The sequence below is a fragment of the Thiocapsa sp. genome, assembly GCF_035467215.1.
Classification (GTDB): Bacteria; Pseudomonadota; Gammaproteobacteria; order Chromatiales; family Chromatiaceae; genus Thiocapsa.
On record NZ_DATITZ010000197.1, the window covers coordinates 1 to 12,580 of the forward strand.

Here is a 12,580-nt window from a genome sequence, read left to right on the forward strand (position 1 = left end):
GATCAGCTGTCAATGGGGCTCGCGCCAGCCGGGGGTTAGTGGCTTATGAGCGCACAAGGCGTGAACAAAACCAGGCGGCGTGTGCTTGTCGCCGCGACCAGCGTGGTCGGAGCCGTCGGAGCCGGCTTCGCCCTCGTTCCCTTTATTGCGTCGATGAATCCGAGCGCCAAGGCGCGTGCCGCGGGTGCACCGGTCGAGGCCGACATCAGCCAACTGGAACCGGGCGCGATCCTGCGCGTCAAATGGCGCGGTAAACCGGTTTGGGTTGTGAGCCGTACGCCGGAGATGCTCGCGGCCCTGCCGACACTGGACGGCGAGTTGGTCGATCCGGCCTCCGGCGTGCCGCAGCAGCCCGAGTACTGTCAAAATGCGACGCGCTCCATTAAAGAGCAATATTTCGTCGTGATCGGGATCTGTACGCACTTGGGCTGCTCCCCGACCTTCCGGCCGGAGTTCGCGCCCGAGGATATGGGTGCGGCATGGCGCGGCGGTTTCTTCTGTCCGTGCCACGGCTCCAGGTTCGACCTTGCCGGCCGGGTGTACAAGGGTGTTCCGGCCCCCACAAATCTGGTGATTCCAGTGCATACCTACATCAACGACACCACCATCTTGGTCGGTGAGGATCGAGGAGCGGCTTGATGAGCGCAGAAAAGTCCGAGAACCTCAGCTGGATCGATAAGCGATTCCCGCTGACGGAGACCTGGAGAGCACACCTTTCCGAGTATTACGCCCCGAAGAACCTCAACTTCTGGTCGTTTTTCGGCTCGTTGGCCATCCTCACGCTGGTGATCCAGATCGTCTCCGGGATCTGGTTGGCGATGAGCTACAAGCCATCCGCCGCGGAGGCATTCGCTTCCGTCGAATACATCATGCGCGATGTCGAGTGGGGGTGGCTGATTCGCTACATCCATTCCACCGGCGCATCCGCCTTCTTCATCGTCATCTATCTGCACATGTTCAGGGCATTGCTGTGGGGTTCCTACCGCAAGCCGCGCGAGCTGCTCTGGATCATCGGTGTCGTGATCTATCTGGCGATGATGGCAACCGCCTTCTTCGGTTATCTGCTGCCTTGGGGACAGATGTCGTTCTGGGGTGCACAGGTCATCGTGAATCTGTTCGCGGCGGTCCCGGTCGTCGGCGACGATTTGGCGGTCTGGGTGCGCGGTGACTACGTCATCTCGGATACGACCCTCAATCGCTTCTTCGCCTTCCATTTCCTCTTGCCGTTTGTTCTGGCGGCCCTGGTGTTCCTGCACATCGTCGCACTCCACCATGTCGGCTCCAACAACCCGGACGGGATCGAGATCAAAGAAGGCCCCAAGGGCAATCGCTGGAGCGACAAAGCGCCGGCGGACGGGATCCCCTTCCATCCCTATTACACGGTCAAGGATACCGTCGGCGTCGTGGTGTTCCTCGCGATCTTCTCGGCCATCGTCTTCTACGCGCCGACGATGGGCGGGCTCTTCATCGAGGCGCCGAACTTCCAGCCGGCCAACCCCTTCCAGACCCCTGCGCACATCGCACCCGTGTGGTACTTCACGCCCTTCTACGCGATGCTGCGTGCAGTGCCGCCGATGTGGGGCTCGCAGTTCCCCGGAGTGGTCGTCATGTTCGCCGCGATCTTGATCCTCTTCGCGTTGCCTTGGCTTGACCGCAGCAAGGTCAAGTCGATGCGTTACAAGGGTCCGATCACCAAGGTCATGACCGGGATCTTTGCGGTGTCCTTCGTCGTCTTGGCTTGGCTCGGATTGCAACCGGCGGATCCTTTCCTGACCCTGTTGGCGCAGATCTTCACGTCGCTCTACTTTGCCTATTTCCTGCTGATGCCGATCTACAGCTCGATCGACAAGACCAAGCCCGTTCCGGAGAGGGTAACCTCATGAGAAAGCTGATCATTGCCACCTTGGCTCTGTTGCTGCCCGCCGTGGGATTCGCCGCGGGCGGCCATGTCGAGTTGGAGAAGGCCGACATCGATCTGAACGATCAGGCCTCTCTCCAGCGCGGGGCGAAGTATTTCGTCAACTACTGCATGGCGTGTCACTCGCTCAGTCACATGCGCTATTCACGCATGGCCGAAGATCTGGGGATCGACGATAAGTCGCTGCGCGAGAACCTCCTGTTCGGTGACGCCCAGCCGACCGACATGATGAAGAACTCGATGCGGCCTTCCGACGGCGAGGTCTGGTTCGGCACGGCAGTGCCCGACCTCACGCTGGTGACGCGTTGGCGGAGTCCGGACTGGGTCTACACCTACCTGAAGAGCTTTTACTCGGACCCCACTCGGCCTTACGGCGTAAACAACGTGATATTCCCCTTGGTGGGTATGCCTCACGTCCTGGGTGATCTGCAGGGTGTGCAGGAGGCGATCGTTGAGGAGCACGAGGGTCACGATCCGACCATCGCCGGCGTCAAGCTTGCGCAGCCCGGCGCGATGGCCCCCGAGGAATACGACAACATGGTGCGCGACATCACCGCCTTCCTCGCCTATGCGGGCGAGCCGAGCCAATTGGAGCGGCGCAGGATCGGCATCTATGTCCTGCTGTTCCTCGGCCTCTTCTTCATCGTGGCCTTCGCGCTGAAGAAGGAGTATTGGAAAGACGTCCACTAAGGGTCGCCGTGCTCCGCATCGGCCTCGACGCGTCGAGGCCGATGCCTGACCTCTCCTTTTGACGGATCGGCCGAACGCGGTTGCTTCCGGCTCGAACCTCACGATTCACTGTTCTACTGACGAGCGAAATGCTCATGGCAGCTGACCCGGATGGTCGGCGATACCTGTTCCTCGGGCCCGCACGGGCTTTGTCCACATGCTGGAGAAGGGAAGAATGGCTGTGGCTGCGAGTAGACGATCCGTGATGACGCTATTTTCCGATCCCACCTGTCCCTATTGCCACCGTGTTCGGATGGTGCTCGCCGAGAAGGGTATCGCGGTCGACGTGGTCGATGTCGATGCGAACGACCTGCCGGCCGAGGTGCTGGACTTCAACCCTTACGGGACCGTCCCGACGCTTGTCGATCGGGATCTGCGGCTCTACGAGTCGCGCATCATCATGGAGTATCTCGACGAGCGCTTCCCTCACCCCCCGTTGCTGCCAGTGGACCCCGTTTCGCGTGCCAGCGCGCGGTTGTTCATGTACCGCATCGACCACGATTGGTACACCCTGATGAGGCGGATTCGCCTGGGGAGTCCGGAGGAGGCGGAGCAGGCACGAAAGGAATTACGCGAGAGCTTGGTCGTGACCGCGCCGGTCTTCGGTGCCCATACCTTTTTCATGAACGACGAGTTCTCTCTGGTCGACTGCTGCATCGCGCCGCTCCTGTGGCGGCTGCCGGTCCTGGGTATCGAGCTGCCGCCCCAGGCCGAGGCGTTGCGGGTCTACATGCGGCGCATCTTTGCCTGCGACGCCTTCCGTAAGAGCCTCACCGAGGCCGAGAAGGAGATGATCGCGGACCTGTCTTGATGGAGGCCCCGATGGAGAGCGAGACCGACACCATGACATCGACGAAGCCTTATCTGATCCGGGCGATCTACGAGTGGATCCTGGACAACGATATGACGCCGCATTTGGTGGTGGATGTCCGTTATCCGGGCGTGCAGGCACCGAAGGAGTTCGTCGAAGACGAGCGTTTGGTGCTCAACCTGTCGCCGAGCGCGGTGCGCGCTCTGGTCTTGGGAAACGAGCAGATCGAGTTCAACGCGCGTTTCGGCGGTGTGGCTCGCGACGTTTACTTTCCCGTCGAAGCGGTGCTGGGGATCTTCACGCGCGAGAACGGTCAGGGGATGGTCTTCCCCGAGCTGGCTTATCCGCTTCCCGGGGAGCCCGAGGCTGAAGCCGATTCCGTTGCACAAGTCGAGCCCAAGCGAATCAAGCCACGATCGGTCGGGACTCCCCGCGGCATCCAGAGTCCCCAAGGGCCCCAGGGGCCCAAATCGCCTTCAGGCAAGGGAAAAGGCAAGGGCGGCGGTCCGACGCTGAAGGTCGTCAAGTAAGGTCCGGGCGCGGCTTTGGCCCCTCCCGAGGCGGTTCACGCGTCCTGCGCCTGTGTGGGTAAACCGAAGCTCAGATCCTCGAGCGTCATTCCCCGCATCACCAAATAACCGCTGCGGCGTCCGACGCCCTCCTCGCTGAAATCGAATCGATAGACGCGGCGCAGCCGCAAGCCTTCCGAGCGCCAGGCCAGGCCGAGTCGTCGCAAGGCGACCGTTTGATCCAGAAACTGCAGCTCGCGTTGACGACAGGCAGTCTTGCAGATCTCGGTCGCGATCTCGCGCGCACGCATGGTGTCGAGCCAGAACCAGCCAAGCAAGAGCAAAAAAAAGACGGCGAGCAGATTGCTCATTCAAACAGCTCCTCAAGTGTAACGGGCGGCGTGCGAGACGACGGTCGCACGCAAGCGTTGCGGGCAGCTGCGTGCGCACCGGCCGCCTGAGTATACTGTCTGCCCTTCGAGAACACGGGAGCGACCGAGATGACGAGACCGATTTTATCCGCCGTTATCCTGTTATCGACCACCATGGGTCTGGCCGCTTGCGGCCGGGACCAAGCGCCGGTCGAGGAGGCCGCCGCGCCCTCCGCAGAGGGGTCGAGAATGCTCGACCAAGCGGTCGAGGCGGCAAAGGACGCCTCGGATCGTGTCGGCGAGGCGGCGACCGAAGCGGCGGATGCAGCCTCGGAGGCGGCGGCTGCGGCGTCGGAGCAGGCCGACGAGGTGCGTGATCGGGCTGATCGGGAAGCCAAAGAGATGATCGATCAGGTCAAGGGTTTCCTCGCGGAGGACCAGGAGGAGATGGCGCGTGAGCTGATGGATCGCCTGTCGGCCCTGAAGGATTCACTCTCCGCCGCTTTGCGGGCCGAGATCGAGCGACTGGAGGCCATGTTCTCCGACGCCTAGGCCGCCGGCGCGTCGTATCCGTCCGGGCGGAGCCCTCCCGCGCTCTCGCCTTCGTCGCGAATACGCAGCCCGGATGTTGTCCCGTGGGCGGATTCTTTCATTCATCATTACTTGAGACTCGACGATCGCCGCAGCCTGGTGTGGAGAGATGTCGGTCCGGATTGCTTATGGCTTGGCTCTATCTCGTCGTTGCCGGGATCTTCGAATGGGGATGGCCGGTTGGACTGAAGCTCGGGATGACGGATGCCGGCCTGCGTTGGGGCTGGATCGGATTCGCCGTCTTTTGCATCGTGGCGAGCGGCGCCTGCCTGCTCGTCGCGCAGAAGAGCATTCCGATGGGGACCGCCTATGCCGTCTGGACGGGTATCGGAGCCGTCGGGGCCTTTGCCATCGGGATCGTCCTCTTCGCCGAGCCGGCCACCTTACTGCGCTTCGTCTTCGTCGGAATGATCGTGCTCGGCATCGTCGGGTTGAAGCTGGTTTCCGGTTAAACCGCCCCGAGCGCCCCATGCGTTGTTTTTGGATGGGATCGGCCCCTGCAGACTTGCCGATCGTCGGAGTCTGCGCGGTTTAAGAGATTGAAAAATATCTTATTTCTGGCGTTTTCGATATGGCTCTCTGATCTCGGGCCCCAGCATGATGGCGATCGGACGGGTCTGGGGGTTGGCGTCCAGCGCGATCTTCAGCGACATGGTCAGAGGCACCGATAGAAACATGCCGACCGGTCCCAGTACCCATCCCCAGAACACCAGCGAGACGAAGACCACCAAGGTGGAGAGTCCCAAACCGTACCCCATGATTTTGGGCTCCAGGATGCTCCCGACCAAGGTGTTCACCACCAAATAGCCCACCGCAACAAGCAGTGCACTCTGTAGGTCGATCTGAACGAGTGCGAGCAACACCGCCGGAACCGCGGCCAGGATGGAGCCGATCGTGGGGACGAAATTCAGCAGGAAGGCGATCAAGGCCCAGAGGACCGCATAGTCCACCCCGAGGATCGTCAGCCAGGCCCAAAGGACGAGGCCGGTTCCCAGGCTTGTGAGGCTTTTGATCCCCATGTAGCGATTGATGCTGTCGAGGACGACATGCATCCGTTCGGTCGAGGTCTCGGGCGAGGCGAGTGCGGCCCGCAGCTTGGCCGGCAGCCCGGCTGCTTCGAGCAGGATGAAGACCACGGTCAGCAGGATGAGAAAGGCGTTGGCGAGCACGCCGCTGAGTCCCGACACCAGATCGCCCGCCATACCCAAGACACGCGCGGGATCGATATAGGTTTGCAGGGCCTCGCGCGAGGTATGGAGGCCGACGCCGTCGAGCCATTGCGCGAGGTCGTCGACGAGCAGCTTCAGGCGATCCTGGTACTCCGGGAGACTGGCCTCGAAGCCGTCGAGCGACCCCGCGACCAGGATCGCGAGAACACTGCCGAGACCGGCGATCGCCAAGACCACCAGCAGCATCGCGGCCCAGTTGGGCGCACCGCGACTGCGCAGCGTGCGCAGCGGCGGGGTTGCGACCACGGCGATGAAGACGGCGAGCAAAAAGGGCGTGACCAAGGACGACGCCGCCCGCAGGCCCGCGACTACGACGATGAAGGCCGCTGCCGCGATCAGAAAGCGCGTGGCAGGGCCAAATAGGGGAGGAGGGCCCATGGGTCGCGCTAGCGGGTTGCTCGACCCGTTCCGACCGGCATAAATCGGGGTAGGCCCGAATGTAGCCACCAAGTGTTGCTCACATCGTCCCATCGCCAGACCTGTCGGTCGGTGAGTTGTTTGACGACCTGGGCGTCTTCGAACAGGTAGTCGATCGCAACCACCTGAGTGGCGCTCTCGTCGGCCTGGATGACCGGCGGCTGGGTCACGTCGTAGCCGGTTACGCGCAGCTCCTCGAAGGGCTCCGGGAGTGCTCCGGTCTTGCGTTGATCCGGATGCAGAAAACCGAGCGCTGTCTCGTAATAGCCCCAACGCAGGGCGGATTGATAGCCGTGGGTGGCGGCTTGGAGTGCGACGGCGCGACGGTCCTTCTCCACGACTGCACAGCCGATGCTCGACAGGCTTATTAGGATCAAGGCGAGGATCGGCAGGAGGTTCGCGCGCGTCGTTTGACCCGGCGCCGGCGGCCGTTGCCTTGAACCTTTCGGTTGAGCCATTGCGCCCTCGAAGATGGAACTCATGTGCGGGAACATGATAATCCAAGCCCCGGGCGCGACCAACGTCGGGGCACGCACCTGGATCTGCGGTATCATTCCGGACCGAATTCTCCCCCCTGCCCCTTCCTCAAAAGCGATGTCTGAATCCATCGAGCCGAAACGCGAGATCTCCGTTGCCGATGTGCGGCTCACGCTTCTCGGAACCGCCCACGTCTCGCGCGCCAGCGAGGAGGAGGTCCGCGCCCTGCTGCAGAGCGGGGAGTACGACGCGGTGGCCGTAGAGCTGTGTCGCAGTCGTTTCAGTGCTTTGATGGATCCCAAGTCGCTCTCGGAGATGGACCTCTTTTCGGTGATCCGCCAGCGGCGGGTCTACATGGTGGTCGCGAATCTCGCCCTGTCGGCCTATCAGCAACGTCTGGCCGATCAGTTCGGGATCGAGCCCGGTGCCGAGCAGCGCGCGGCGATCCGCGTCGCCAAGGAAATGGGTTTGCCGGTCCTGCTGATCGATCGGGAGATCGGCGTCACCCTGAAACGCATCTCGGCCAATCTCGGCTGGTGGAAGCGTTACACGCTGTTCACAGGGCTCTTGGCCGCGATGCTGACCTCGGAGAAGGTCAGCGAGGAGGAGATCGAGCGGCTCAAGGAGGGAGACGTCCTGGAGACGACATTTGCCGAGTTTGCCCATGATCGGCGGGATCTGTTCGTGCCCCTGATCGAGGAGCGCGACCGCTACATGGCCGCAAAGCTGCGCAGCGAGCCTGCGCGGGCGGGCGTGAAGCGGGTCTTGGCCGTCGTGGGTGCCGGGCATCTGAAGGGCATCGCCGAGGCGTTGGAGACGGACGCCGACGACCCCGCCGCGGTTACGCGCGCGCTCGAGGAGGTGCCCCTGCCGAGCCGTTGGCCGCGCATCCTGGCATGGTGCCTGGTCGCCTTGATCCTGGGTGGTTTCGCCTTCGGCTTTTCTCAGAGCACCAGCTTGGGGTGGGGGCTGGTCGCCGCCTGGGTCGTCATCAACGGCGGTCTTGCGGCCTTGGGTGCCTTGCTGGCCGGCGGACATCCCTTGACGGTGGTTGCAGCGTTTCTCGCCGCGCCGCTGACATCGCTGAATCCGACCATCGGTGCCGGTATGGTGACGGGTGCGGTCGAGCTTTCGATGCGCAAACCTCGGGTATCGGATTTCGGCCGGCTGCGTCTCGATGTGGTGACCCTGCGCGGTTGGTGGCACAACCGTGTCGCCCGGGTCTTTCTCGTGTTTCTCTTCAGTACCCTCGGCTCCGGGATCGGCACCTATGTCGCCGGCTTTCATATCGTGGATCAATTGTTTCGTGCCGGGGTCCCCTGAGGTCTTCTCCGCACGCTCGCAAAGGCGCGCCTGCGGGAGTCAACTCCCTGTTTGCTCATGGCCGTCGAGATGGTGCCGGATCGTCTCGATCGCCTCGTCGAGATGCTGAAACGCGTGATCTCCCCCGTCCCAGACCATGAGCCGGCCGCAACCTGCATAGAGGCGCTCGGCGATGCAGGTATCGATCACCTCGTCGCCGCGTTCCAGGAACAGGGTACTCGGCGTGCCGTCGCAGGGATCCGCGATGCCGTAGGGTCGGGTACTCTCGATCAGGTCCTCGCTGACCCGATACTGCTCCCCGTGGGTCGTGGTCATGATCTCGCCGATGTGATCTCGGAACAGGCCCCAGGGTGTGAGTGCCGGATTGATCATGTACAGATGCGAGAAGCGAAATCGGCGGGCCAGGTATTGGCCGTAGAAGCCCCCCATGGAGCTTCCGACCACCGCCGGTGCGATGCCGTCGTACTGCCCGAGAAGCGTGGCGAAGAAGTCCGATAAAACGGCGACGGCATCCGCCGGGCGGTGCGCCGGGTAGTCGACGGCGACGACCGGATGCGGGGCCAAGCGCTCGCGAAGGCGTTGGGCCTTGTAGGATTGGCTCGAGCTGTTGAGTCCGTGGATGTAAACGAGCATAGCGTCTGTGTCTTCGCAGCGCCGGGTGAACGGCCTCAAGTCGCTCGCTCTTGAACCTCGAGGTGGTCGTCGTGGCATGAGGCGGGCGGGGGGCGCGTCGTCTCTGCCTTGCTGACGCCCGCAGGAGCACCGAAAAAGGTCAGCCTAAACAGGGTGCAGCGATCGATAAACTCACGCGTGCTCTTGGGCATCGGCACCCGTGCGCGCACAATGGAGCCGACCAGCTCGGTGCCCTCGCGCAACAGTGCGACAGCGTCCATCGCCTCGCGAGTGGCCGTGGCGCTCGCGTCGCAGGGCAGCACGGGGGTCATTCGACCGAGTCGATCCATCGCGACCGCGAAGGCCGGCCAGACATCGAAGATCGCCGGGTCGGTCCGCAGGATCTCGCACTTGCGTTTGGCTGCGTGGGCCAAGGCGTCGATCTTCGGGTCGATCTCGGTCATCTGGCGACTGCCCGCAAATGTCTCCTTCAGGACCGTCGCGATGCGATCGATGTCGCGCATGGTCATGGCGATCTTGAGGTAACGGCTGTCGTAGAAGTCCTCGATCGTCATCGAAAACGCCTTGAACGGCTCGCCCCAGAGCTCGTCGATCCCTTCGTCTCCGCTGCGATGCCGGACCATCTTTCCGAGCTCCAATGCTTCGAGCAGGCAATCTCCGCAGTCGCGCATCAGGCTGCTGTCCGGGCCGATCTCGACCCCGGCGGATTGCAGGTCGACGAGGCAGGTGAAGATATCCGCGGCCCGGTTGAAGAGCGCGCCGGCCAACATGGCCCCGTTCACCCGCTTGCGCTCCGGATCGGTTTCCGAGGTGTAGGCCGCGCGCGCCTCGTCGAGCCGCGAGCCCGGGATGTTGATGCCGTGCTCGACGTGATTGAACAGACGTCGGGTGAGCGCTTGGATCAGGCGTCGTTTGGTCTCGAGCGTATCGCCGGGCGGCTTGTAGGACTTGATCCAGTAGCCATCGTAAAACACGCGCTCCTCGTCGAGGATGAGGCTCCGCGTGCCGTTCTTGGGTTGTGTGGGCATGCCTGGGTCGAGGTCCTGGGCGGGAAAGTGGAGTGATACCGGTTTTCCGCCCGGTGCGCAATCTTGATCCGCGATGGTCCGGCGTCTCCGGGCCACGGTCCGGAACCCCGCGGTGTACCTATGACCTCAAGCACCACTGGACTATAGTGGCGCTCTCAGCCGCACACGCAATGACCGTATCGATTCCGGTGCCGTCCGGTTCGCCGCCACCGCAATCATGGGCCCCGCGTGATTTCAAGAACAAGATCGAACCGTTTCACCGAGGTGATATGCGAGCGAAGGACAAGATTGCATCCATCATTACGACACTCTTCATCTGGGGTCTCGCAGGCGCGCTGTTCGGCGCGTTGTTCGGCGGTCTTTACCAGGTCCTCGCTTTTCTGGGGCTGGCAGGTTGGCAGCCTTTGGTGATCGCGGCGGCGGCAGCGGCGATGACGACATCGGCCTTCTACAGCGCGATGCCCGTGGCACTGATGGGTGCCATGGCCGGTGTCCTGGCGTCCATCGGGTATTTGATCGTCAGCGGGCAGAGTGTCGAGCTCCTATGGATCGCCGGGACGGCGGGCGCGGGCGGGGTTCTCGCCGGCGTTTTCTATGCCTGGATGATCACCGGCGGAGGGCGGCCGCTCGCCGAGACGCTGACGGGTCTGATTGCCGGCATCTTGGCCGGCGGCATCATGGCGCTCGTGTTCGATGCGCTCGGCATCCGGTTCAGCATGTTCGTGCTCTCGGCGGGTGTCGTGGCATTGGTCGGGACCTTCTTCCAGGTCTCGGAACGCTGGTTGGTGGCGCACAGCGCACGCTGGTTTCCAGCGGTCTTGTCGGCCCCCGTGGTCGCCGGACTGATCGCCGCCGTGGTCGGGGCAAGCGTGTGGATCGTCGGCGGCACGACCTCGACCCTGTTGAGCAGCAACGCGCAGGATTCCGCGAATCAGATCCTGAGCGCCGTCCCGCCCGGATTCCTCGGCGGCATGCTCGGCGGAGCCGTGACGGGCGTACTGTTGCAGATCCTCGGCTTTCGTCCGGAGCAGCCGCACTGAGCTTGATTGCGCTTGCGACTCGGCCGAGCGGAAAGCGACTAAAGTCACACATTTTTTATGATAATGCGCATGCAGCCTCATGCAGGAACGGGTTGTGTGGTTTCGACATTCCCTCAATCATGCTGGAGGAGACCAGATGTTCGCCGTTCTCATTGCAGTCGCCATCGGAATCGTCATCGGCTGGAACTGGCCGCAGCCGCCTTGGGCCAAGGATATCCAGGACCGCGTCGTCGAGACCTTCCAGTCCTTCACCAACAAGGGCCCGAAGTAATCTGTAGGCCGATCCCGCACCGGTATCGAACAAGCGCGACAGCTCGCGCGGTTTCGACGCCGAGGGCTGTCGTTCGCCGGTGCGGTCGGAGTCAAATCGAGTCGAGAATAAGCAAAAAGGCGATGACCCAGAGCGCTCGGTTCAACCAGCGCCGGTAAGTCCCCTGATCGAGCCGGCGGCGCACTCGAATACCGATCCACAACACGGCCAGCACGGCAGGCAGCGCCCATAGCGCGAGCTGAATGACGGTCGGATCCAGGGCGTCCTGCAGCGCGAATCCGGTCAGTTGACCGCTCTTGCTGGTGATGAAGCTCAGGTTGAAGGTCGCGACCATCAGACCCGGATGCATCCGGGTGTAGAGTGCGAAGGCGATCACGATGGGCGAGAAGACGTTTACCAGCCCGGCCAGGAGACCCATCCCCAAGCCCAATAGCGCAAGGCCCCAGTGCGGGATGCGATGCTCGGGCCCATCGCCGCGCTTGCGTTGCAGGATCAGAAAAACGATCAGCACCAGGGCCAACAAGAGCCTGAAGGGCTCCGGGTCGACACTCAGCAGGATCCGTGTGCCGATCAGGCTGCCCACGGCAGTGAAGACCGGGATGGGCCAGAAACCGCGCAGTGCTTCGAGCCAGCGTCGCTCGGTGGCGATGCTGACCAGGTTGATGCCGATGGTCGGGATGAGCGTCAGGAGCACGGCCGCGCGCATGTCCATGACGAGCACCAGCAGCGGCGTGGCGACCAGGGGGAAGCCGAATCCGAAGGCGCCGTGCACGAAGGCCGCGATCAGCAGGATCCCGATCGCCGCCAGATCGATGAATGCGAACGTGTCCAAGATGTCGATCGTCTCCTGCGGTTTCCGCCTTTGCGTGCAGCCGACATCCGCTGGTCCGGTGCCCCGGGCAAAAAAAGCCGGGCGGGTGCCGGGCAAATCGTCTCATGAGAGACGAGGAGGACATCGGTGTCGAGCGTCTGCCTCGCAGAGGCGGACGCTTGCGAAATGACCGGGACGGCTTACGAAGCCGTCAACCGTCTAATTCAGACTAAAAAGCATCGCCGGGCACCCGCACCCAGCCTTCCATCAGTACCCGGGCGCTGCGGCTCATGATGGCCTTGGTCACGGTCCAGTCGCCATTGACATGACGGGCCTCGGCGCCGACGCGCAGTGTGCCCGAGGGGTGGCCGAAGCGGACCGCGGTGCGCTCTCCTCCCCCGGCAGCCAGGTTGACCAGGGTG

17 protein-coding genes are annotated in these 12,580 nt (G+C 63.0%); 10 read left to right on the plus strand and 7 right to left on the minus strand.

What is annotated here, in order from left to right; all coding sequences use genetic code 11:
- Positions 1-45 precede the first annotated feature (45 nt).
- The 5 genes from petA to VLR48_RS10930 all read left to right on the plus strand — a co-directional run bounded on the left by petA (position 46) and on the right by VLR48_RS10930 (position 3,988).
- Positions 46-639 carry a ubiquinol-cytochrome c reductase iron-sulfur subunit gene (gene petA / locus VLR48_RS10910; RefSeq protein ID WP_325291812.1) on the plus strand — a complete coding sequence of 198 codons (594 nt, stop codon included), beginning with the start codon at positions 46-48 and terminating at the stop codon, positions 637-639.
- Positions 639-1,883, plus strand: coding sequence for a cytochrome b (locus VLR48_RS10915; protein ID WP_325291813.1), 1,245 nt, complete (start codon positions 639-641; stop codon positions 1,881-1,883). Before petA ends, VLR48_RS10915 begins: the two co-directional genes overlap by 1 nt.
- Positions 1,880-2,608 (plus strand): cytochrome c1, encoded by a 729-nt coding sequence (locus VLR48_RS10920; protein WP_325291814.1) that lies wholly within the window; start codon positions 1,880-1,882, stop codon positions 2,606-2,608. Before VLR48_RS10915 ends, VLR48_RS10920 begins: the two co-directional genes overlap by 4 nt.
- A gap of 214 nt (positions 2,609-2,822) precedes the next feature.
- Positions 2,823-3,458 carry a stringent starvation protein SspA gene (sspA, locus tag VLR48_RS10925; protein ID WP_325291815.1) on the plus strand — a complete coding sequence of 212 codons (636 nt, stop codon included), beginning with the start codon at positions 2,823-2,825 and terminating at the stop codon, positions 3,456-3,458.
- Between the two features lie 11 nt (positions 3,459-3,469).
- On the plus strand, positions 3,470-3,988 hold the full coding sequence (locus tag VLR48_RS10930) for a ClpXP protease specificity-enhancing factor (protein ID WP_325291816.1): 519 nt from the start codon (positions 3,470-3,472) through the stop codon (positions 3,986-3,988).
- A gap of 35 nt (positions 3,989-4,023) precedes the next feature.
- On the opposite strand, the gene VLR48_RS10935 is transcribed toward VLR48_RS10930, so the two are convergent.
- Positions 4,024-4,338, minus strand: a complete 315-nt coding sequence (locus VLR48_RS10935; RefSeq protein WP_296703793.1) for a DUF3301 domain-containing protein — start codon at positions 4,336-4,338, stop codon at positions 4,024-4,026.
- A 129-nt stretch (positions 4,339-4,467) separates the two neighbouring features.
- Between VLR48_RS10935 and VLR48_RS10940 the strand changes: the two genes are divergently transcribed.
- Both VLR48_RS10940 and VLR48_RS10945 read left to right on the plus strand, forming a co-directional pair.
- On the plus strand, positions 4,468-4,890 hold the full coding sequence (locus VLR48_RS10940) for a hypothetical protein (protein ID WP_325291817.1): 423 nt from the start codon (positions 4,468-4,470) through the stop codon (positions 4,888-4,890).
- Positions 4,891-5,057: 167 nt separating this feature from the next.
- The gene (locus VLR48_RS10945; RefSeq protein ID WP_325291818.1) at positions 5,058-5,381 is read left to right on the plus strand and encodes a multidrug efflux SMR transporter; all 324 of its coding nucleotides are present in this window, start codon (positions 5,058-5,060) and stop codon (positions 5,379-5,381) included.
- Positions 5,382-5,480: 99 nt separating this feature from the next.
- On the opposite strand, the gene VLR48_RS10950 is transcribed toward VLR48_RS10945, so the two are convergent.
- Both VLR48_RS10950 and VLR48_RS10955 read right to left on the minus strand, forming a co-directional pair.
- The gene (locus tag VLR48_RS10950) at positions 5,481-6,536 is read right to left on the minus strand and encodes an AI-2E family transporter (protein WP_325291819.1); all 1,056 of its coding nucleotides are present in this window, start codon (positions 6,534-6,536) and stop codon (positions 5,481-5,483) included.
- An 8-nt stretch (positions 6,537-6,544) separates the two neighbouring features.
- Positions 6,545-7,129: a hypothetical protein gene (locus tag VLR48_RS10955; RefSeq protein WP_325291820.1), complete on the minus strand. Its 585-nt coding sequence runs from the start codon at positions 7,127-7,129 to the stop codon at positions 6,545-6,547.
- Between the two features lie 40 nt (positions 7,130-7,169).
- On the opposite strand from VLR48_RS10955, the gene VLR48_RS10960 reads away from it, so the two are divergent.
- Complete coding sequence (locus tag VLR48_RS10960) at positions 7,170-8,375, plus strand: TraB/GumN family protein (protein WP_325291821.1); 1,206 nt, start codon at positions 7,170-7,172, stop codon at positions 8,373-8,375.
- 39 nt (positions 8,376-8,414) lie between these two features.
- Here the strand turns inward: VLR48_RS10960 and VLR48_RS10965 are convergent, their stop codons facing one another.
- On the minus strand, positions 8,415-9,008 hold the full coding sequence (locus tag VLR48_RS10965) for a YqiA/YcfP family alpha/beta fold hydrolase (RefSeq protein WP_325291822.1): 594 nt from the start codon (positions 9,006-9,008) through the stop codon (positions 8,415-8,417).
- Between the two features lie 35 nt (positions 9,009-9,043).
- Positions 9,044-10,036, minus strand: a complete 993-nt coding sequence (locus tag VLR48_RS10970) for a hypothetical protein (RefSeq protein ID WP_325291823.1) — start codon at positions 10,034-10,036, stop codon at positions 9,044-9,046.
- 269 nt (positions 10,037-10,305) lie between these two features.
- Here VLR48_RS10970 and VLR48_RS10975 point away from each other — a divergent pair, with 269 nt between their 5' ends.
- Positions 10,306-11,076 carry a spermidine synthase gene (locus VLR48_RS10975; RefSeq protein WP_325291824.1) on the plus strand — a complete coding sequence of 257 codons (771 nt, stop codon included), beginning with the start codon at positions 10,306-10,308 and terminating at the stop codon, positions 11,074-11,076.
- A 136-nt stretch (positions 11,077-11,212) separates the two neighbouring features.
- Entirely contained in the window at positions 11,213-11,347 is a 135-nt protein-coding gene (locus VLR48_RS10980; protein WP_281241823.1) for a hypothetical protein, read from the plus strand.
- 91 nt (positions 11,348-11,438) lie between these two features.
- Here VLR48_RS10980 and VLR48_RS10985 read toward each other — a convergent pair whose 3' ends face one another.
- Positions 11,439-12,179: a sulfite exporter TauE/SafE family protein gene (locus VLR48_RS10985; RefSeq protein ID WP_325291825.1), complete on the minus strand. Its 741-nt coding sequence runs from the start codon at positions 12,177-12,179 to the stop codon at positions 11,439-11,441.
- 208 nt (positions 12,180-12,387) lie between these two features.
- Positions 12,388-12,580: PrpF domain-containing protein (locus VLR48_RS10990; protein ID WP_325291826.1), on the minus strand; the 193-nt coding region annotated here is incomplete at its 5' end.

Coding starts and splice junctions, on each gene's coding strand:
- petA (WP_325291812.1), top strand. CDS start 46: ATGAGCGCACAAGGCGTGAACAAAACCAGGCGGCGTGTGCTTGTCGCC.
- VLR48_RS10915 (WP_325291813.1), top strand. CDS start 639: ATGAGCGCAGAAAAGTCCGAGAACCTCAGCTGGATCGATAAGCGATTC.
- VLR48_RS10920 (WP_325291814.1), top strand. CDS start 1,880: ATGAGAAAGCTGATCATTGCCACCTTGGCTCTGTTGCTGCCCGCCGTG.
- sspA (WP_325291815.1), top strand. CDS start 2,823: ATGGCTGTGGCTGCGAGTAGACGATCCGTGATGACGCTATTTTCCGAT.
- VLR48_RS10930 (WP_325291816.1), top strand. CDS start 3,470: ATGGAGAGCGAGACCGACACCATGACATCGACGAAGCCTTATCTGATC.
- VLR48_RS10935 (WP_296703793.1), bottom strand. CDS start 4,338: ATGAGCAATCTGCTCGCCGTCTTTTTTTTGCTCTTGCTTGGCTGGTTC.
- VLR48_RS10940 (WP_325291817.1), top strand. CDS start 4,468: ATGACGAGACCGATTTTATCCGCCGTTATCCTGTTATCGACCACCATG.
- VLR48_RS10945 (WP_325291818.1), top strand. CDS start 5,058: ATGGCTTGGCTCTATCTCGTCGTTGCCGGGATCTTCGAATGGGGATGG.
- VLR48_RS10950 (WP_325291819.1), bottom strand. CDS start 6,536: ATGGGCCCTCCTCCCCTATTTGGCCCTGCCACGCGCTTTCTGATCGCG.
- VLR48_RS10955 (WP_325291820.1), bottom strand. CDS start 7,129: ATGATACCGCAGATCCAGGTGCGTGCCCCGACGTTGGTCGCGCCCGGG.
- VLR48_RS10960 (WP_325291821.1), top strand. CDS start 7,170: ATGTCTGAATCCATCGAGCCGAAACGCGAGATCTCCGTTGCCGATGTG.
- VLR48_RS10965 (WP_325291822.1), bottom strand. CDS start 9,008: ATGCTCGTTTACATCCACGGACTCAACAGCTCGAGCCAATCCTACAAG.
- VLR48_RS10970 (WP_325291823.1), bottom strand. CDS start 10,036: ATGCCCACACAACCCAAGAACGGCACGCGGAGCCTCATCCTCGACGAG.
- VLR48_RS10975 (WP_325291824.1), top strand. CDS start 10,306: ATGCGAGCGAAGGACAAGATTGCATCCATCATTACGACACTCTTCATC.
- VLR48_RS10980 (WP_281241823.1), top strand. CDS start 11,213: ATGTTCGCCGTTCTCATTGCAGTCGCCATCGGAATCGTCATCGGCTGG.